This is a genomic window from Salinicoccus kekensis, assembly GCF_900220995.1.
GTDB lineage: Bacteria > Bacillota > Bacilli > Staphylococcales > Salinicoccaceae > Lacicoccus > Lacicoccus kekensis.
This window is the reverse complement of sequence record NZ_OBQF01000004.1, coordinates 132,382-149,798: the sequence shown is the minus strand read 5'-3', so window position 1 is coordinate 149,798 and position 17,417 is coordinate 132,382. Positions and strand designations below refer to the sequence as shown.

Here is a 17,417-nt window from a genome sequence, read left to right as displayed (position 1 = left end):
GTCCGGATGAAAAAACGGCCCTCGAGGCCGTTTTTTCAGGATACCCACAATTGGAAGATATGGATCCTGTTCCATATGTTGAAGAGCACATAACTGAATATATGAATGCCTATTATGCAGAGGATGATCGCCCAGAAGACGTCGACCGGCTCCTCTTTCAGGGAAAGGAAGAGGAAATAGGCCGGGTACAGGTTCGCACCCGTCAATATGATCAGAATCGCAAGTCCGAAGATGAGGAGGATGTGGTCCGTCCCCATGCCGAGCACGTAATAGGAAAACAGGACGGCGAAGAACAGGATGATGGACAGCATGAACAGGAACGTCGCAAAGACTGCATAATACGAATAGATTACACGGAGCGGGACTTTCCTTTGTTTAAAATAACGCACTAAGAGGTACAAATAGATGATGTTGAAGTTGATGAAAAGAAGGAGAATGATCATTCTTAAAATCACAACGGGATAATTGTCGCTCAGCAATTCATCGGATTCACCGATCACGCCGTAATTGATCAAATAAGCGGCAAATCCGGTAATGATCGTATAGAGGGTCAGCAGCGCCAGAGAATAGAACAGCGGCAGCTGGAAATTTTCATTGATCCTGGAATGCAGTCCGTTGAAGAACCGGTAAAATCTTTTCATATTCATCACCATTCGTTATAACATTACTTTAAATCATACCACGGCGAGGTTTTATTTATAACTGGAAGGTCCCGTGCAAACAAAAAAGCAAAGGATGAGGAAATCAATGTCGATATATAAAGAGAGAGTTTCAAAGCTTGCATCAAGTGTCAAAGTGGATACTGTGCTGCTCACTGAGCCGGTGAACATCTTCTACTTTACAGGGTGCTTCATCGAACCGCACGAAAGGCTCCTTGCGCTCATCATAGATACGGAGACTGAAGAGACGACGATTCTTTACCCGGCGCTCGACCAGGAGATCGTGAATGAGACGGCGACGGTCGTCAACCATCTGCCGCACCGCGACGGGGAAGACCCGTTCAGTTTGTTGTTCGATCAGTTTGCCCGCGGGCAGACGAAATCGATCGGCATCGAAGGCAGTCATTTCGTGTATGAAAGATATATGAAACTGCTCGATGAATATGCCGCTGAAAGCATCTTTTCAATCGACCCGGCGGTCAACGCGCTGCGCGGCATCAAAAATGAGGAGGATAAGGCAGAGCTGCAGGAAGCGGTCGATATGACGGAGAGGGCCCTGTCGGATCTGACGGAAGCGGGCGTCATCGGTAAAACTGAAAAAGAGATTGCGGATTTCCTGACAGGGAAGCTGAAGTCATACGGTGCAAAAGACGTCTCATTCGGCCCGCTCGTCCTCACCGGAGAGAATTCGGCACTGCCCCACGGGGAGTCCGGTGATACTGAAGTCCGTCCGGGGGATTTCCTGCTGATAGACTTCGGTGTCGTCACGGAGTCGAGGTATGTCTCCGATATGACACGCACATTCATCATCGGGGAGCCGACGGACCAGCAGCGTGAGATTTATGAAGCTGTACTTGAGGCGAACCTTGCGGGGATCGAAGCGGCCGTCCACGGTACACCGATGAAGGAAGTCGACCTTGCAGCGCGGAATGTGATCATCGAAGCGGGATACGGGGATTACTTCACACACCGCATCGGCCACGGCCTCGGCTACGGACTGCATGAACAGCCTTCACTCGACAGCGAAAATGAAGATCCGCTTGAGCCGGGCCATGTGGTGACGATTGAACCGGGCATTTATCAGACGGGTTTCGGCGGTGTTAGGATTGAGGATGCCCTCTACATCGGTGAAGAGGGGACGCATAATTTCAACAAGTTTCCAAAAGGTATCGAAGAGATAATACTCGAGAAATAAAGGATGATCGGCCGCAATGTGAATGTTGCGGCCGGTTTTTTTTTGGAAAAATGGGTAAAAACATTGCTTATCGGTGTAAATTTCTTGTGAAATAATGTATAATGTACTGTGGTTGAAATAAATGGACGGAGGATCGGACTCATGATGAATAAAAGTCATATGTATCATTTGGATGATTTTAACAACTTCATAATGACAGTCGAAAATGATTCTGATATCGCAATATACAGAGCACTTCTTGAAGGTATACGCGGAGAAAACTATTCTGAGATCAAAAATCTGAAACCATCTTCCATTGAAGAGGAGGAAGGCCGGTATTTTGCGACTTTATGCGATGAAGAGGATGGCATAGAAACATTCCGCAAAATGGAGATTTCGGAACAGCTGTATGAGGATTTGATCTGTGCCCATCATCAGACATTCTATCTGGACAGTTCATGGAATTCAGGAGCGATGGAGCTTTACGAATTTGAAGAATCGCCTTATATATTCAAACCTCTCGAGGCGGAGTGTGAAGCGGACATTGGTGAAAAGATTGATGATGAAGTGATAGAAAAACGTGAACATATTTTAAATCACTTCCTTGCCGGAAAAAACCAGGGCGCGATCACCATAGCCGACTCAGGCACGGTGCTGAATGTGCGCTTTCACTTGAACTGGAAGATCGAAAGATGAAAACGACCCCGGCGGGGTCGTTTTTTTCGTCAATCTCCCGTTTCTTCAAAAAAGACCATCATGCCTTCCCGGTTGTACATCTCAATGAGCCTGAGCTTTGCCAGTTCGCCTTCGGTGGCGAGAGAGTAGTCCACAGTGGAAATTTCAGCCGTGTACTTCACATCCTTCTCGACACTTGAAGCGAGATCGGAGAATACCAGCAGCAGTTCCCCCTGATGATCCACAAGAGTGATTTCCAGCTGATCATCCACTGCAGTATATTCCCCTTTCAAATGCTCTGCGGAATGGATGATGACCTCCCCCGAATCGAATGTGAGAGATAACAGTTCCCCTCCCGCATCTTCTGAAGCGGATTCCGTTTCCGTCCCCAGGAAGTTTGTTGAATCGATGACCGTGAACGTCCGCCCGGTGAAGTCGTCCTCACTGCATCCGCCCATGAAGACTGCCAGGCACATCAGCATCCCCAAGGAAAAACCTTTCATAATGTTCCTCCTCCCTGCTCCCCCTTATTTTGCTTATGTATATACATAATTATCTCATAAACCGAAATAAATATAAAGATAATTTTTAGAAAAATCAAAATATTTAAAGGGCTTCAATTGTACCTTGGGCCTGCTTTAAATCCCCTTCGGTAAAAACGGCGGGGCGATAGGCAATTTACTAACAAACACCATAGTGGTAGCATTATAAATAATAAAAAATCCGATGGAGATGCTAATCATGGACTTTATAGAGAAGGGAACCCCGGCGTTCAATAAAATATCGATCGCATTTTTTGCTGCGGGCTTCAACACTTTCGCAATCCTCTACACCGCACAGCCACTCATGCCGGAATTCACCGAGGTCTTCGGCGTCACTCCCGCGACTTCGAGTTTATCGCTCACTTTAACGACGCTCGCCCTCGCGGTGAGCATGATCATCTTCGGTTCAATATCCGAAGCCGTGGGGCGGAAGCAGATCATGGTCACGTCGATGTTTGCAGCCTCCTTGTTATGTGTGCTCACACCTTTAAGCGGGGAGAGTTTCACGATGCTCCTCATACTCAGGACCCTGCAGGGGGTCGTCCTTGCCGGTGTGCCGTCGATAGCGATGGCCTACATCAGTGAGGAAATCCATCCAAGAAGCATGCCGCTTGCGATGGGGCTCTACATAAGCGGAAACTCACTCGGTGCGGTTTTCGGCCGTGTATTCTCGGGGCTTATGGGTGATGTGTTCAACTGGCAGGTCGCCTTCCTCGCAATCGGCATCATCAGCATCATCGCGACTCTGGTGTTCTGGAAGCTTTTGAATCCCTCCCGGCACTTTGAGGCCCAGAAGCTGTCGGCGGGTGCTTTGCTGGGCTCACTCATCGGCCATCTGAAGAATCCGGTGCTGTTGTGCCTCTTCGGGACCGGGTTCCTGCTGATGGGCATGAATATTGCATTGTTCAGTTACGTGACTTTCGTCCTCCTGGGTGATCCGTTCAACATCAGCCAGTCGATCGTCAGCTGGGTTTTCCTCATCCTTCTGATCGGCACGGTCAGTTCCGTCATCAACGGCAACCTGGTCACGCGCCTCGGACAGGAGAAGGTGATCTACCTCGGGCTTTCGATCCTCACCCTCGGGATATTGGTTTTATTCATCCCGAATGTACCGGCGATCATACTCGGGCTGTCGCTGTTCACGTACGGGTTCTTCGCAAGCCACTCGGTGGTGAGCGGGCTCGTCGGCAGGAATGCCGCCGACAATAAGGCCCAGGCGTCTTCGCTCTATCTGTTCTTCTACTATGTGGGTGCGTCGCTGCTCGGCACTTTTGCGGGGCTCTTCTGGACGAGCCACCACTGGCCGGGCGTGGTCACCGTCAATCTCGCTGCAGCTCTGCTGTGTTTTGTGCTCATCACACTTGCGATCCGGCTCAGGAATAAAATGCAGGCCGGCACTTAAAATCCGTTATTCATTTTTTAACTGTCCTTTAATTTTACTTTAAGCGTTTTTTAGCCTGCTGCGGCTATCATATAAGTAAGATCAAAAGGAGGAGTTAAGATGAAATTCTACAAAAACACATTACTTGCAGGCAGCTTATCCGCAGCGCTGGTGCTCGGTGCCTGTTCGACAGCGAGTGCCTCGGATGATATGGAATGGGAAGATGAGAGCCGTGAAGGGACGGTTGAAGCCGAAACCGGAGAAACATCAGAACTCAGCTATTTAGTGCAGGATGCAGTCGATCTGGCGGGCGAACGCTTTGAAGGTGTCGTCACTGATGTTGAACTGGATGAAGATGACGGCGTGCATTATTATGAGGTTGAAATGGAAGACGGCGAAGATGAATATGACATCAAGATCAATGCAGAGGATTTGACCATCATTGAAGAAGAGACCGACCGTGATGATGAATCCGGCAGCACAGAAAATACGACACCTGCAGATTTCGGGTTCATCGGCATGGATGAGGCGGTAAAGATTGCGAAGGATGAAGCAGGCGGCGGGGAAGTGCATGAGAAGGAATTCGACAGGGACGACAATGAATATGAAATCGACGTCATGAAGGACGGCTCCAAGTATGAAGTTGAAATCAACGCAACAACCGGTGAAGTGGAGAAAGTGGATGTTGAAAAGCAATCAGGCGGACAGTCTTCAAATACCGGTTCAGCCTCTGATTCCGGGTTCATCGGCATGGATGAAGCGGTAAAGATCGCAACAGATAAAACCGGCGGCGGGGAAGTGCATGAGAAGGAGTTCGACAGGGACGACAATGAATACGAAATCGACGTCATGAAGGACGGCTCCAAGTATGAAGTGGAAATCAACGCCACGACCGGTGAAGTGAAGAAGATCGACCAGGAAAATGAATCCGGCGGTGAATACACAAATAACATCGAAGTGGACGGAGGCTTCATTTCATCTGAAGAAGCGGCCGGCATCGCAATCGATGCTGCAGGCGGAGGCACGGTGAAAGAATGGGAACTCGATAAGGAAGACAATGAATACGATTTTGAAGTCGACTACGACGGCCGTGAATATGAAGTTGAAATCAATGCCACGACCGGCGAAGTGCTCGACGTTGAACAGGATGACTGATTGAAAAAACCTTGGGCAGGGTGCCCAAGGTTTTTTATGCTTCTGCAGTTTTATTCTCCTCCGGATAATGTTTGGCGATGTAAGCATCGCGTTCCTCCGCCGAGATTCTGGTAATCCCGAACCCGGTGGCTGCAAGTATGATGGCGATGACCGGGACGGTGAAGTTCAGGATCGCAAAAGGTGCATAATCCCATGCGACGACGCCGAGTGTGCCGTAGATGAAGACGCCGCATGTATTCCATGGGACGAATACGGAAGTCAGTGTGCCGCCGTCTTCAAGTGAGCGGGACAAGTTTTTTGAATGGAGTTTATTGTCGATATAAGCCCTTAAATACATCCTTGAAGGCACGACGATCGAGATGTACTGCTCGGAGCATGTGACGTTCGTCGTAAAGCACGACAGGATCGTTGCCGTGATGATGCCGAATGTGCCTTTTGCGATTTTAAGGATCTGATGCATGATGGAACGGAGCATCCCCGAATATTCGAGTATCCCGGCAAAAGTCAGGGCGGCGATCGTCAAGGCGATCGTATACATCATATCCATCAGGCCGCCCCGGTTGAACAGCGTATCCACCATCTCGTTGCCCGACTCGAGCACATAGCCGTTCATCAATATCGAGGCGGCATCCGCAAGCGTCTCCCCCTGGATGAAGATGGTGCATATCACCCCGAGAACCACACCGGCGATGAGCGCCGGCACCGCCTTCACCTTCAATATTATGAAGACGATGACGAGAGCAGGGACGATCAGCAGCCAGGGGCTGATGACGAAATTCTCACTCATGCCGGACATCATCGCCTGAATATCTTCTGGGGAAGCGGTTGAGTTGCCGATGACATTAAGCCCGATGATCAAATAGGCGGCAAGGGCGACGACAAGCCCGGGAATGGTCGTGTACATCATATGGCGGATATGCTCGAAAAGGTCTGTGTTCGTCAGTCCCGCAGCGAGGTTCGTCGTATCCGACAGCGGAGACATCTTATCCCCGAAATATGAGCCGGAGATGACCGCACCCGCTATCATGGCGGCATTGATTTCCATGCTTATCCCGATGCCCATGCCGGCGACACCGATGGTGGCCATGGTCGACCATGAACTGCCTATCGCAAGCGAGACGATGGCGCAGATGATGCATATCGTGACAAGGAAATACTGAGGGCTGATCACCATCAGACCGTAATAGATCATCGAGGCGACGACGCCGCCGCTGATCCAGGAACCTATGATGAGGCCGACGATCATAAGGATGACGACCGCCGGGAGGGCGAGACGGATCCCCTTATACATCATCTCTTCGATATCCTCCCATTTAAAACCCGAAAATACGGCGACGAGCGCAGCAGTGATGGTTCCGATGATCAGGGGCAGATGGGGGTCGGTCTCAAGCACCACGATGGCGTACAACATCGATGCAATCATCACCAAAAGCGGTGTGATGGCCAGGAAAAAATTGAACTCCTTTTTGGTCTTGTGTTCAAAAAGCGGCTTTTTATCCATGACATCGTCCCTTTTTGATTTAATTATACACAGAGAAACCGCTTTCACAAGGTAAAATCAGTATAAAAATACACCGAAGGCCAGGCCTCCCGGTGTGATTTTTTGGAAACAAAGTTTTATTTCACTTTTATATCTTCATACTTCCGGAACCACTCCGGAAAGACCCGTTTGAAGGGGACCGTCTTAAATTCCCCGTCGACCTTCTTGACGACGACATGCGTCGTGGTGCCAAAAGTGCAGAGCTCCCCGTCCCCATTTACAATCTCATATCCGTAAATTGTTTTCATGCCGGTGTTCAGCTGCACCCATGTCCTGACGAAAGCGCGGTCGCCGTATTTCAAAGCTTTTTTATAAGTGATGTCGACGTTATATACAGGTGCGTAATAACCTTCACGTTCCATTGCCACATAATCATAGCCGATATCCTGGATCAGCTGCATCCGGCCGACTTCCGCCCACTTCAAATAATTGCCGTGATAAACGACACCCATCATATCTGTATCTGCATACATCACCTGAATCTCTTTTTCCGCAACATAGCCGCTTTCCATAAAAAAACGTCCTTTCCCATTCAGATATCCAAAAATTATTATATCATGAATATATTGTCTCATAAATTCAAAGACTGCGATGGCGGTGATATCATCATGAAAATGAAGTTGAAATACATCAGGAACCGTCTCCTTTACCTCTCCTATTAAAGGAAATAACTGAATTGACTGAAAATTGACATAAATATCTAGTGTATCATTACATTTTGTGATACATTATATTTAAGCTTAATGGCGACATGGGAGCACTAAAAGGGGGTCGTTATGTGGGGATTCAAGAGTTTTACAAGCAATTTGTCACAGAAGAGAGCTTAAAGCAGCTGAACGAGAAACGTAACAAAGGGTATCAATCAATCGATGAGTTTGCGGTTTACAGGTACCGGGAGATCACCAATCCGTATCATATCAGCTGGCTCGTCGAGCAGCTGAATGCGCAGGACCTTAAGCTGATTGAACACTTGAAGTCATCTCAATCGAAGGACGGTTATTATACCGTGGAGGCATCAGAGGACGAACATCCTTTTCTGGTTGAGCAGTTCATACTGGTTCCTCTCGATGACAAGCAGTGTGTGGTCCATGAAGAGACGTTGCGGAGCCTGGTCAAGGAGATGAATATAGACAACAAAGATTTGAAATGGCTGGAGGAGATCAGTCCGCTTAAAAGGACGATCCTGCTTTCATACGCCGATTTGAAACTGGAGGAATTGCTGCGCGGCATTACAATCACTCAACTGAAAGAAATTTCGAAAGCGCTTTCACACACGCCTGCTTCGCTTCAGAAGGAGGTTTTCGTCGAGGAATTGAAGTCACTGCTGACGGACCGGACGCGCATCAAGGATATACTGCTGTCGTTACCGGATGACAGTTTCCAGGTCATAAAGGAAAGGGCCGAGAACGATCACCCGTTTTATGAAAATGTCGGTGAATTCAAGGAGCTGATCAAATCCGGGCTGATCGTCAAGCTCGAGGATGAATATGGCATCACACATCCGAAGATACTCGAGACGATCAGGGAGGCGAATTTATCTGAAGTCGCGGAACAGCGGTATAAAAATGTCCTGCTGAAGAATAAGAAGATGCACACTTCCTATAATGCATTCAGGATAAAAGTGTCGCTTCCTGGCGGGAAAAATGTGATTTACCGTGAAATGGTCATACCGACGCGCTTGAATTGTTATGAGCTCCATCTCATCATCCAGTCCGTCTTTGACTGGAGCAGTATGCATTATGCAGAATTCATCTACGATAAAGTGGTGATCCGTGTATTTTCAGGGGATACGCATGAAAGTGACCGGGAAAAAACGAAATTCACATCGAGTCATATACAGGTCGATGCGCTTCTGACGGAAGGCGGCAGCCTTGCATATATTTATGATTATGATGCCAGATGGTTCCATAAGATCGAGCTGATCGAATTCTTAACGGAAGAAGGAAGACCTTATCCGGAAATCGTCGGCTACACAGGACCTTCTCCTATAGAAGGCGCCAAAGGGATTGAAGATTTCGACAGTCTGTATGAAATCCTTAAGGATAAGGAACATCCTGAATACGAGGAGACGGAGGCGCTGGCGAAGCGCTCACACTATAAGATGAGGTTTCCTAAAAGTGCAATCAACCGCAGACTCCATAAGTTATTCGATGTCCAGTACGCGATTACGGAGTTCAATGATGAGAATATCAATCTGGTGGAAAATTAAGGCGGAGCATCAGACGGTTGTGATAAAGTGGTGTTATATGGAGAGGGACCTGTTCAGCAGGGAAGACAAGCCTTATTATCATCTCACTGGAGGATCATTATGCAACTCGGTAAAGTTGAACATTTATTTACAGGAAAGGCAAAAACTTATGGGGATGACAAAGCGGAACGGAAGATGGACCGCGAATGGACGACGGCGATTTACCGCAGGGAGACCGATGAAGCGGTTCATCTGACGGAGACAGGATTTCAAAACGATGAAGTCGGGGATAAGAAAAACCACGGAGGACCTGAAAAAGCGGTGTTCTGTTACACTGTCCGCCATTACACAGAGTGGGAAAAAGAACTCGGGCAGGAGATGGGGCCGGGGGCTTTCGGTGAAAACCTCGCTGTCAGCGGATTGGACGAAACCAATGTATGCATCGGTGATGTGTATCAGCTCGGCGGGGCCCGGATACAGGTTTCCCAGCCGAGACGGCCGTGCTGGCGGCCTGCAAGAAGGCACAGGGTCATGGACCTCGCGCTGAGGATCGAAGACAGCGGCCGGACCGGTTGGTATTTCAGGGTCGTCGAAGAAGGTCATGTACAGGCGGGAGACGTCTTTAAACTTCTGGAAAGGCCTCACCCCGAGTGGTCGGTCGATGCCTGCAATGACGTGATGTATGAGCAGTCCGAAAATCTGTCCCTCGCAGAAAAACTCAGGGATGTGGAGCTGCTCGCAGGAAGCTGGAAAAGATCTTTGCAGAAGCGTCTCGACGGCATCCCTGAAAATAAGGAACCGAGGGTGTTCGGTCCGAACAAATAAGGAACCGGAAAATTCCCGGTTCCTTTTTATCATTCCTGTTCTTCTATGCTTTTCAGGAATTCGATCATTTCCCTGCTTTTGATGCGCTGATCCTGACGTTTTTGAATACGGTCGTCCGCTGTCTTGAACAGCCATTCCTCATGCTGGTTCGTCGGGTAGACTTTCGGCACTTCTACCTTCTCACCGTCTTCATTGACGGCGACGAATGTCAGAAAGCTGAGGACCGCAAGATCGCTCTGATGTGTAAAGGGATTATCCACTTTAATCTGGACGCATACTTCAAGTGAAGATGTACCGACGTGGGAAATATACGCCTCATATGTAACGATTTCGCCGGCGCGGATCGGTTTTAAGAAGTTCACCGAATCGATGGATGCCGTGACACAGTTCGTTTCCGCATGCTTCATCGCCGCGATCGCCGCGATCTCATCGATGTTTGCCAGGATCTTGCCCCCGAACATGGTGTCCAGATGATTCGTATGCTCGGGAAACACCTGTGTGGATTTGATGGATTTTGAAAAGCTCATAGGTTTTTTATTGATTGTCATGTCGCCTGCCCCTAAGTTTGAATTTATATGTATCATCTTATCATAGTTTTTTTCACGTTTGGCAACTTTTGTGAAACCGGTAACATATGATTTGAAGACTGTGAGGATAAAGTTTAAAATGAAGGTATCATTATCAGGAGGTTTTTGCATGTCACTTACAGAAAAACTGTTTAAAAAACTTGAGGAAAAAGAAGACCGCATGATCGAAATCAGGCGTCATCTTCACGAGAATCCTGAACTTTCATTCAAAGAGGAGAAAACTGCCCGTTACATCGCAGATTTCTATAAAGATAAAGATGTGAAGGTCACAGAGAAAATCGAGGGCGAGAACGGCATCGTCGTTGAGATCAATGGCAAAAACAAAGGGAAGACGATCGGACTCCGTGCGGACTTTGACGCGCTCCCGATCACCGAAGAAACGGACGTACCGTTCAAGTCCAAAAATGATGGTGTCATGCATGCCTGCGGACATGACGGGCATACGGCCTACCTGCTGACGCTCGGTGAAGCGCTCATCGAATTGAAGGATGAGTGGGATGGCACAATCAAGCTGATCCATCAGCATGCTGAAGAAGTGCCGCCGGGCGGTGCGAAGAGCATCGTCGCTTCCGGCATACTGGATGACCTCGATGAGGTTTACGGCATCCACCTCTTCCCGATGTTTGAAACTGGTGAAGTCGGTCTGGTGGAAGGCAATGCCATGGCCGGACGTTCGAACTTCAACCTCCATATCCAGGGGAGCGGCGGCCACGGTGCGATGCCTGAAACGACGATCGACCCGATCGTTGCAGGCTCCCATTTCGTGACACAGGTGCAGACGATCGTCTCAAGAAGAATGAGCCCGAAGCATACTGCCGTCGTATCGGTGACCGCATTTGAAGCACCGGGCGGCCAGAACGTCATTCAGGATAAGGTGATGCTCCGGGGTACGGTGCGTTATATGGAAGAGGAGAATAAAGAACCGATCCATGACGAGATGGTCAAGATCATCAGCGGCCTGGAGACTGCTTTCGGCGTTACATGCGATCTTGAGTACATCTATGATTATCCGGTGCTCTACAACGACCCTGAGAAGACACGTGTGGTTGGTGAAATTCTGCGAAACAGCAAGGGCGGGCACATTACAAATGTCGCAGACCATGAACCTTCAAGCGGTTCGGAAGATTTCTCCTACTATCTGCAGAATACACCGGGGACGTTCATCAACGTCGGTGCAAAACCTGAAGGTGTGGAGAAGGCCTACATCAACCACCATCCTAAGTTCGACATCAATGAAGACTCCCTCCTGATCAGCGCTAAAGTGCTTGGGGAAGTCGTGCTTTCAAGACTTGGAAATAAATGACTAAAAAAGATGACCCGGCAATTGCTGCCGGGTCATCTATTGTTTTCCAGGAACTCTGTGACCAGCTCATCCGTTTCTTCTGCCTCCTTGCCGAGCCAGATTATATGGCCCCAGGATTCAGTGACGATCAAAGTGCTGTCCGGGATATTGTCATGAGCAAAATATGCATGCTCCAAAGGGACGGAAGCATCATTCCTGCTGTGGATGATGAGTGCAGGGCACCGGACTTCCTGCAGAGCAGCCGCAGTGATTTCCTTCGTGGCGGCCAGATCGATCAAAAAACCTTGACCCGAAGACTGCCTGTTGTTCATCAGGCGGATTTCTTCGATGTCGTTATCCGCCATTTTATCAAGAATCTCTTTATTTGAAAGTGTACTGAATGAAGGCGCCATAAATCTGAAGACGGTTTTCGGGAAAAGGTTGTTCATCGTTGATAGAAGCCGCCATGTCACTTTCTCGACCGGTGAACGGAAAGCAACCCGGGCTATTTTATATAAACTGTCATCGGGGCGCAGCCATTCCCGTGTGACTGCACTTTGCAAAATTAAACTCTTGATCCTCCCGGGGTATTTTGAAGCCAGATAAATGCCGGACGTCCCTCCTGCAGAAATCGCAATCAGATGGACCTTGTCAATCGACAGATGATTCAGCAACTCAATATAATATGCGGCAGTTTCTGCAAGGGAATCTCCGATGCCCTTGGAAGTCTTCCCATAACCGGGCCTTGAAGGTATGAGGACTGCGTATCCCCCGTCAACCAGCATTTTAGCGCCGAATGTTTCATTGCTGTTGGAGTGGCCGCCATGCAGCAGTAAAACCGTCTCGGCCCCGCCACCAGTGACCGAGTACTCCATAATATGGTGATTAAGCTGAAAAGTGCCGGTGATTCTATCCAAATAAATCCCCCCTTTATGTAAAATCATACTGGTTTATTATTCCCCGTTTGGCTAAGTAATAACACATTAATTTCACTCACGGTGAAATTTTGATTGATTTTTTATTTGGCATCGTATATGATTTAGTTGACAGAAGATTTAGTCATTACATATTAAAACAAGGAGTGGGATGGGATGTCATTGATGGAATTGAAACCTAAAGTAAAAGAGTTTTTGGAGCAGGAGAAGGGGCTGTATATCAACGGGGAATATGTGTCTTCGGAGAGCGGCAATACATTCGAAGTCAAAAACCCGGCGACCGAAAAAGTGATCGCAAAGGTGAGTGAAGCTACGGAAAAGGACATCGACAAGGCGGTGAGTGCCGCAAAAGAGGCGTTCGACAATGGGGAATGGACGAAGATGGATGCGGCCTCAAGGGCTGAACTGATCTATAAGTTCGCCGACTTGCTTGAGGAGAACCGTGAAGAGCTTGCACAGCTGGAGGCCCTGGACAACGGCAAGAAATATATGCAGGCGCTGGAAGATGATGTGGACGGCACGGTCACCCATTTCAGATATTATGCAGGGTGGGCGACGAAGATCTTCGGCAAGACGACGAACGTCGACCCGAATTACGTGACGTACACCGTCCATGAGCCGATCGGTGTCGTGGCGCAGATCGTGCCGTGGAACTATCCGCTTCTGATGGCGGCCTGGAAGATGGGCGCAGCACTTGCTGCAGGCTGTACGATCGTATTGAAACCTGCTGAGGATACGCCTTTATCGATCCTTTATGCGGCGGGACTCTTCAAAGAAGCGGGCTTCCCTGACGGTGTGGTCAACATCGTGCCTGGACAGGGCTCGGTGGCAGGCCATTCGCTCGTCACCCATAAGGACGTCTCAAAAGTCGCATTCACAGGATCGACGAACACCGGCCGTGAAATCATGAAGCATGCCGCTGAAGACATCAAGTCCATCACTTTGGAACTCGGCGGAAAATCACCGGCGATCGTACTGGAAGATGCTGATCTGGATTCAGGCCTCGAAGGAATCTTCGACGGCACGATGTACAACTCCGGCCAGAACTGCAGTGCGACGACAAGGGTATATGTGCAGCGGGGAATCTATGATAAGGTGGTCGAAGAGCTGAAGAAACGGGCTGAGAACCTGGTCGTCGGCGATGGTCTCGATGAAAACACCGATATCGGACCTTTGATTTCAGAGAAACAGATGAAGGCGGTCCTCGGATATATCGAGAAGGGCAAAGAAGCCGGTGCAAAAGTGATCACCGGCGGCAACCGCATCGGCGATAAGGGATATTTTGTCGAACCGACGATATTCACGGATGTCACTGATGATATGGCAATCGCGAGGGAAGAGATATTCGGACCTGTGATGTGCGTCATGCCGTTCGATGATATCGATGAAGCGATCAAAAGGGCGAATGACAGCGACTACGGTCTTGCTTCAAGCGTCTGGACGGAGAATATCAAAGACGGCCACTATATCGCATCAAAACTGGAGGCCGGCACAGTATGGATCAACGACTTCGGTCTGGAGCTCGAGACCATGCCGTTCGGCGGCTACAAACAGTCGGGCATCGGCCGCGATATGGGCGGAGACTACGGCATCGCAAACTACGTGGAAGTGAAGAGTGTGTTCGTCAATATGCACAGATCATAAGTAAATGAGGTCGGGACATGAGTGAGACGCTGGGAAGTGAACTGAAGAAATTAAGGAAAGGCAGGAAGATGACGTTGAAGGAGCTGAGCGCCGAAAGCGGGTTATCCATCAGCTTCCTATCTCAGGTTGAACGAGACTTGAAGACCCTGACTTTCACATCCTTGAAAAAAATATCAGAAGCACTCGACGTCAACGTCAATTTCTTCTTTGATGATAACCAGAAAGACCCGGTGGACACCGCGTCACTGAACGGCAATTTTTCATATGAGGATTTGTCGGGGGATATAGAGAATCCTTTATTCACCCCGGCACTCGTGGAATTGAAGGCGGGAGAGACACAGCACTCGCCATATACCCACAGGGGGCAGGAATTCATCTATGTGCTCAGCGGGACACTGCAGGTCATCATCCAGGGCGAGCGGACTGTCCTGAAGGCGGGCGACTCGATCCACATCGACTCAAAAGTGGAACATGAGTGGTATAACGATAGTGGCGAACCGGCGAAGATCCTCCTCGTATCTTCCAATGTCACATGAAAACAGCGCTGCACTGCAGCGCTGTTTTTTTATGGTCATTATTTGGATTTGAGAAGCCTGGATGGGGTGCTGGGTCCGGAGGGCTATCGCTGTATTTCAGGTTCTGTCCTAATTTTGGTCCAGTATCCAGACAGCGGTCGCCGCACATCAGGCTCCATCCGGGTTTTGATTCCGAATCCAGATGGCGGTCGCTGTCCTTCAAGTTCTGTCCGGAGTTCAGTCCCGGATCCAGACAGCGGTCTCCGCACATCAGACTCCATCCGGATTTTGATTCCGAATCCAGATGGCGGTCGCTGTCCTTCAAGTTCTGTCCGGAGTTCAGTCCCGGATCCAGACAGCGGTTACCGCACATCAGGCTCCATCCGGGTTTTGATTCCGAATCCAGATGGCGGTCTCCATACCTCAGGTTCTGTCCAGGTTTCGATCCCGATCCGGATGGGCACCTCCCGGTTTCAGATCCCATTCTGACTTGACTCCAATACCGCCTCTCATCATTTTGCGAGCCAGTAGAGCTGGAGTTTTTCCCGGCCAGCATCCAGGTCTTCATGGAATTTCACCTTGGCATTTTTGCGTTCTTCATTGATCTTCCTTAAAGTGTCTTCAGATGCCGCCTCATCCCCCAAAATCCGGTGGGCGGCCATCTCTCCCTGGAGCATCGCGACTTTGGCGTTTTCGATGCCGGTGATGTTGCCGGCGACATAAAAGTCTTCGACTTCGGTCTCCATCTTCTCACTGTGGAGGGGCACATATCCGCCGAGGGACTCAAGGTATACATGCTTCAGATTGAACAGCGACGTGACTTCATTGACCGGCGAGAGGCCGTCGGAAATGCAGACGAAGTCGCAGGCGATCTCTTTTTCCGTCCCTTCGATCACGCTGCCGTCGGCTCTCGTCTTAACGGTGGTGACGGACTCGACCTGATCCGTCCCGTTGATTCCGACGACTCTTTCCTTGATGGAGATCGGGAGGCCGAGTGCCCTCACTCCGCCGGAAGGGAAGAGATTCAGCACCGGACCGTGCAGCAGAGGGAGTCTTCGACCGATACCCCCTGCAAGTGATAAAAATTTCGAAGGGGCAGACCGGCTGAGGCCCATCAGTGTTTCCAGGGCATCTTTCGGTGTTGCCGTATTGATTTCATTTACCGCAGGGAGGCATATCTTCTTCACTTCCACATCCGCATAGCCGAGCTCCATGGCGATCACCATGGAGAGGGGATTGATGCCGATGATGACCCCGGATTCGCCCGGTGCGACCCGGTGGAAATTGGTGAGCACCTGGGCCGCCCCGACGGTCATGACGCCCGGCAGTTCCCAGCCGGGCAGCGGGGAGGAGTTTTCTTTGGAACCGGTCGCGGCGACGAGGCACCGGGCCGTGAAATTGCCCTTATCCGTATATACGGTGAATAAAGAACCCTCCCGCTCGGCGTTATAGACGGAGGTGCCAAGGCTGAATGCGACTTTACCTTCAAGTCCACTGTACAGTTCATTGGCGATTTCCATGCCGTTCCACCAGTTTCCCTTGGATTCCTCGTAGAGCTGGCCGAGCAGCCTGCCGCCGTGGTGATAATATTCATCGATGACAAGCACCCGTTTATCATCCTTCAAAAGACCTGCGGCGCTGAGGCCTGCAGGTCCGGCGCCTATGATGATCACATCATAATGCATCGTCTCCGCCTCCTTTGACGAGATGCGGCAGGGCACCCTGCCGACTGATTTCCATATCTTTTCGGACAGGGGTCAGGCAGGCGCGCACATTTTGAGTACCATCAACGGTCACCCTGCATTCGGAGCAGTGGCCGATATTGCAGTAAAGGCCCCGCGGCGCCCCGTCCCTTTCATGGTGCCGGAGTGTCCGCACATCATTGGCGAGGAGGGCGGCTGTGATGCTTTCGCCTTCTGCACCGTAATACGTCTCCCCGTTCCATTTAAAAGGGACGATTTTATTTTTCCTCGGTCCGAGGATTTTATGTTCCAGTATCCGTCTAGTCATCATGCACACCTCCTGCCAGTGTTTCAAAAGAAATCGTGCGTATCGGCGGCTGCGACCTCAAATGGATGAAATCGGGTCCGCTGTCTGTCTCATTCATCATTTTATTGACCAGGTGCCCGCATGTCCTGCCGTTGCAGAAACCCATGCCGGCCCGTGTCTTCAATTTCATTTCCCTGGCATTGTTCACGCCTCTTTCCATTTCCTTCATCATTTCGGCATATGTGACATTTTCACATCTGCACACGACGAAATCTCCGTTATTGTCCATGATCTTCACCTCAAATGATTTATCCTAACAAGTAATA

At 49.7% G+C, this 17,417-nt stretch carries 19 protein-coding genes; 9 read left to right on the top strand and 10 right to left on the bottom strand.

Going from position 1 to position 17,417, the window contains the following annotated elements; genetic code table 11:
- Nucleotides 1-35 precede the first annotated feature (35 nt).
- Nucleotides 36-641 carry a hypothetical protein gene (locus tag CRN96_RS08975; RefSeq protein ID WP_097041328.1) on the bottom strand — a complete coding sequence of 202 codons (606 nt, stop codon included), beginning with the start codon at nt 639-641 and terminating at the stop codon, nt 36-38.
- Nucleotides 642-747: 106 nt separating this feature from the next.
- Between CRN96_RS08975 and CRN96_RS08970 the strand changes: the two genes are divergently transcribed.
- Nucleotides 748-1,854 carry a M24 family metallopeptidase gene (locus CRN96_RS08970; protein ID WP_245844602.1) on the top strand — a complete coding sequence of 369 codons (1,107 nt, stop codon included), beginning with the start codon at nt 748-750 and terminating at the stop codon, nt 1,852-1,854.
- A gap of 141 nt (nt 1,855-1,995) precedes the next feature.
- Nucleotides 1,996-2,529 carry a hypothetical protein gene (locus CRN96_RS08965; RefSeq protein WP_097041324.1) on the top strand — a complete coding sequence of 178 codons (534 nt, stop codon included), beginning with the start codon at nt 1,996-1,998 and terminating at the stop codon, nt 2,527-2,529.
- 29 nt (nt 2,530-2,558) lie between these two features.
- Here CRN96_RS08965 and CRN96_RS08960 read toward each other — a convergent pair whose 3' ends face one another.
- A complete protein-coding gene (locus tag CRN96_RS08960; RefSeq protein WP_097041322.1) occupies nt 2,559-3,011 on the bottom strand; it encodes a hypothetical protein in 453 nt (150 codons plus the stop codon).
- 238 nt (nt 3,012-3,249) lie between these two features.
- Here CRN96_RS08960 and CRN96_RS08955 point away from each other — a divergent pair, with 238 nt between their 5' ends.
- Together CRN96_RS08955 and CRN96_RS08950 are read left to right on the top strand one after the other, a co-directional pair.
- Complete coding sequence (locus CRN96_RS08955; protein ID WP_097041320.1) at nt 3,250-4,452, top strand: MFS transporter; 1,203 nt, start codon at nt 3,250-3,252, stop codon at nt 4,450-4,452.
- Between the two features lie 99 nt (nt 4,453-4,551).
- Nucleotides 4,552-5,586, top strand: coding sequence for a PepSY domain-containing protein (locus CRN96_RS08950; protein ID WP_097041318.1), 1,035 nt, complete (start codon nt 4,552-4,554; stop codon nt 5,584-5,586).
- Between the two features lie 34 nt (nt 5,587-5,620).
- Here CRN96_RS08950 and nhaC read toward each other — a convergent pair whose 3' ends face one another.
- Nucleotides 5,621-7,087: a Na+/H+ antiporter NhaC gene (gene nhaC, locus CRN96_RS08945; RefSeq protein WP_097041316.1), complete on the bottom strand. Its 1,467-nt coding sequence runs from the start codon at nt 7,085-7,087 to the stop codon at nt 5,621-5,623.
- A 116-nt stretch (nt 7,088-7,203) separates the two neighbouring features.
- Nucleotides 7,204-7,638: an acyl-CoA thioesterase gene (locus CRN96_RS08940; RefSeq protein WP_097041314.1), complete on the bottom strand. Its 435-nt coding sequence runs from the start codon at nt 7,636-7,638 to the stop codon at nt 7,204-7,206.
- Between the two features lie 266 nt (nt 7,639-7,904).
- Between CRN96_RS08940 and CRN96_RS08935 the strand changes: the two genes are divergently transcribed.
- Nucleotides 7,905-9,335: an IS1096 element passenger TnpR family protein gene (locus tag CRN96_RS08935; protein WP_179647163.1), complete on the top strand. Its 1,431-nt coding sequence runs from the start codon at nt 7,905-7,907 to the stop codon at nt 9,333-9,335.
- Between the two features lie 99 nt (nt 9,336-9,434).
- Nucleotides 9,435-10,139: an MOSC domain-containing protein gene (locus tag CRN96_RS08930; protein ID WP_097041310.1), complete on the top strand. Its 705-nt coding sequence runs from the start codon at nt 9,435-9,437 to the stop codon at nt 10,137-10,139.
- Nucleotides 10,140-10,168: 29 nt separating this feature from the next.
- On the opposite strand, the gene CRN96_RS08925 is transcribed toward CRN96_RS08930, so the two are convergent.
- Nucleotides 10,169-10,687, bottom strand: coding sequence for an acyl-CoA thioesterase (locus CRN96_RS08925; RefSeq protein WP_097041576.1), 519 nt, complete (start codon nt 10,685-10,687; stop codon nt 10,169-10,171).
- 148 nt (nt 10,688-10,835) lie between these two features.
- On the opposite strand from CRN96_RS08925, the gene CRN96_RS08920 reads away from it, so the two are divergent.
- Nucleotides 10,836-12,029, top strand: coding sequence for an amidohydrolase (locus CRN96_RS08920; protein WP_097041308.1), 1,194 nt, complete (start codon nt 10,836-10,838; stop codon nt 12,027-12,029).
- 32 nt (nt 12,030-12,061) lie between these two features.
- On the opposite strand, the gene CRN96_RS08915 is transcribed toward CRN96_RS08920, so the two are convergent.
- Complete coding sequence (locus CRN96_RS08915; protein WP_425442534.1) at nt 12,062-12,925, bottom strand: alpha/beta fold hydrolase; 864 nt, start codon at nt 12,923-12,925, stop codon at nt 12,062-12,064.
- A 174-nt stretch (nt 12,926-13,099) separates the two neighbouring features.
- Between CRN96_RS08915 and CRN96_RS08910 the strand changes: the two genes are divergently transcribed.
- Nucleotides 13,100-14,587, top strand: a complete 1,488-nt coding sequence (locus CRN96_RS08910) for an aldehyde dehydrogenase family protein (RefSeq protein ID WP_097041304.1) — start codon at nt 13,100-13,102, stop codon at nt 14,585-14,587.
- A 17-nt stretch (nt 14,588-14,604) separates the two neighbouring features.
- Nucleotides 14,605-15,123, top strand: a complete 519-nt coding sequence (locus tag CRN96_RS08905; RefSeq protein WP_097041302.1) for a helix-turn-helix domain-containing protein — start codon at nt 14,605-14,607, stop codon at nt 15,121-15,123.
- Here the strand turns inward: CRN96_RS08905 and CRN96_RS08900 are convergent.
- Genes CRN96_RS08900 through CRN96_RS08885 form a run of 4 tightly spaced genes read right to left on the bottom strand, consistent with a single transcriptional unit; the run spans nt 15,116 to nt 17,380 of the window.
- Entirely contained in the window at nt 15,116-15,586 is a 471-nt protein-coding gene (locus tag CRN96_RS08900; protein WP_097041301.1) for a hypothetical protein, read from the bottom strand. The two genes, CRN96_RS08905 and CRN96_RS08900, sit on opposite strands and share 8 nt — an antisense overlap.
- Before the next feature lie 28 nt (nt 15,587-15,614).
- Entirely contained in the window at nt 15,615-16,787 is a 1,173-nt protein-coding gene (locus CRN96_RS08895) for an NAD(P)/FAD-dependent oxidoreductase (protein WP_097041299.1), read from the bottom strand.
- Nucleotides 16,777-17,112 carry a (2Fe-2S)-binding protein gene (locus CRN96_RS08890; protein WP_097041297.1) on the bottom strand — a complete coding sequence of 112 codons (336 nt, stop codon included), beginning with the start codon at nt 17,110-17,112 and terminating at the stop codon, nt 16,777-16,779. The genes CRN96_RS08895 and CRN96_RS08890 overlap by 11 nt, the downstream gene beginning before the upstream one ends.
- Entirely contained in the window at nt 17,105-17,380 is a 276-nt protein-coding gene (locus CRN96_RS08885; protein WP_097041295.1) for a (2Fe-2S)-binding protein, read from the bottom strand. Before CRN96_RS08885 ends, CRN96_RS08890 begins: the two co-directional genes overlap by 8 nt.
- Nucleotides 17,381-17,417 lie beyond the last annotated feature (37 nt).

Bases quoted from the DNA above. Each gene is read 5' to 3' on its own strand.
- CRN96_RS08960 (WP_097041322.1), bottom strand. From the start codon at position 3,011: ATGAAAGGTTTTTCCTTGGGGATGCTGATGTGCCTGGCAGTCTTCATG.
- CRN96_RS08925 (WP_097041576.1), bottom strand. From the start codon at position 10,687: ATGACAATCAATAAAAAACCTATGAGCTTTTCAAAATCCATCAAATCC.
- CRN96_RS08975 (WP_097041328.1), bottom strand. From the start codon at position 641: ATGAAAAGATTTTACCGGTTCTTCAACGGACTGCATTCCAGGATCAAT.
- CRN96_RS08890 (WP_097041297.1), bottom strand. From the start codon at position 17,112: ATGACTAGACGGATACTGGAACATAAAATCCTCGGACCGAGGAAAAAT.
- CRN96_RS08920 (WP_097041308.1), top strand. From the start codon at position 10,836: ATGTCACTTACAGAAAAACTGTTTAAAAAACTTGAGGAAAAAGAAGAC.
- CRN96_RS08955 (WP_097041320.1), top strand. From the start codon at position 3,250: ATGGACTTTATAGAGAAGGGAACCCCGGCGTTCAATAAAATATCGATC.
- nhaC (WP_097041316.1), bottom strand. From the start codon at position 7,087: ATGGATAAAAAGCCGCTTTTTGAACACAAGACCAAAAAGGAGTTCAAT.
- CRN96_RS08900 (WP_097041301.1), bottom strand. From the start codon at position 15,586: ATGGGATCTGAAACCGGGAGGTGCCCATCCGGATCGGGATCGAAACCT.
- CRN96_RS08885 (WP_097041295.1), bottom strand. From the start codon at position 17,380: ATGGACAATAACGGAGATTTCGTCGTGTGCAGATGTGAAAATGTCACA.
- CRN96_RS08950 (WP_097041318.1), top strand. From the start codon at position 4,552: ATGAAATTCTACAAAAACACATTACTTGCAGGCAGCTTATCCGCAGCG.
- CRN96_RS08965 (WP_097041324.1), top strand. From the start codon at position 1,996: ATGATGAATAAAAGTCATATGTATCATTTGGATGATTTTAACAACTTC.
- CRN96_RS08910 (WP_097041304.1), top strand. From the start codon at position 13,100: ATGTCATTGATGGAATTGAAACCTAAAGTAAAAGAGTTTTTGGAGCAG.
- CRN96_RS08905 (WP_097041302.1), top strand. From the start codon at position 14,605: ATGAGTGAGACGCTGGGAAGTGAACTGAAGAAATTAAGGAAAGGCAGG.
- CRN96_RS08940 (WP_097041314.1), bottom strand. From the start codon at position 7,638: ATGGAAAGCGGCTATGTTGCGGAAAAAGAGATTCAGGTGATGTATGCA.
- CRN96_RS08970 (WP_245844602.1), top strand. From the start codon at position 748: ATGTCGATATATAAAGAGAGAGTTTCAAAGCTTGCATCAAGTGTCAAA.
- CRN96_RS08930 (WP_097041310.1), top strand. From the start codon at position 9,435: ATGCAACTCGGTAAAGTTGAACATTTATTTACAGGAAAGGCAAAAACT.
- CRN96_RS08895 (WP_097041299.1), bottom strand. From the start codon at position 16,787: ATGCATTATGATGTGATCATCATAGGCGCCGGACCTGCAGGCCTCAGC.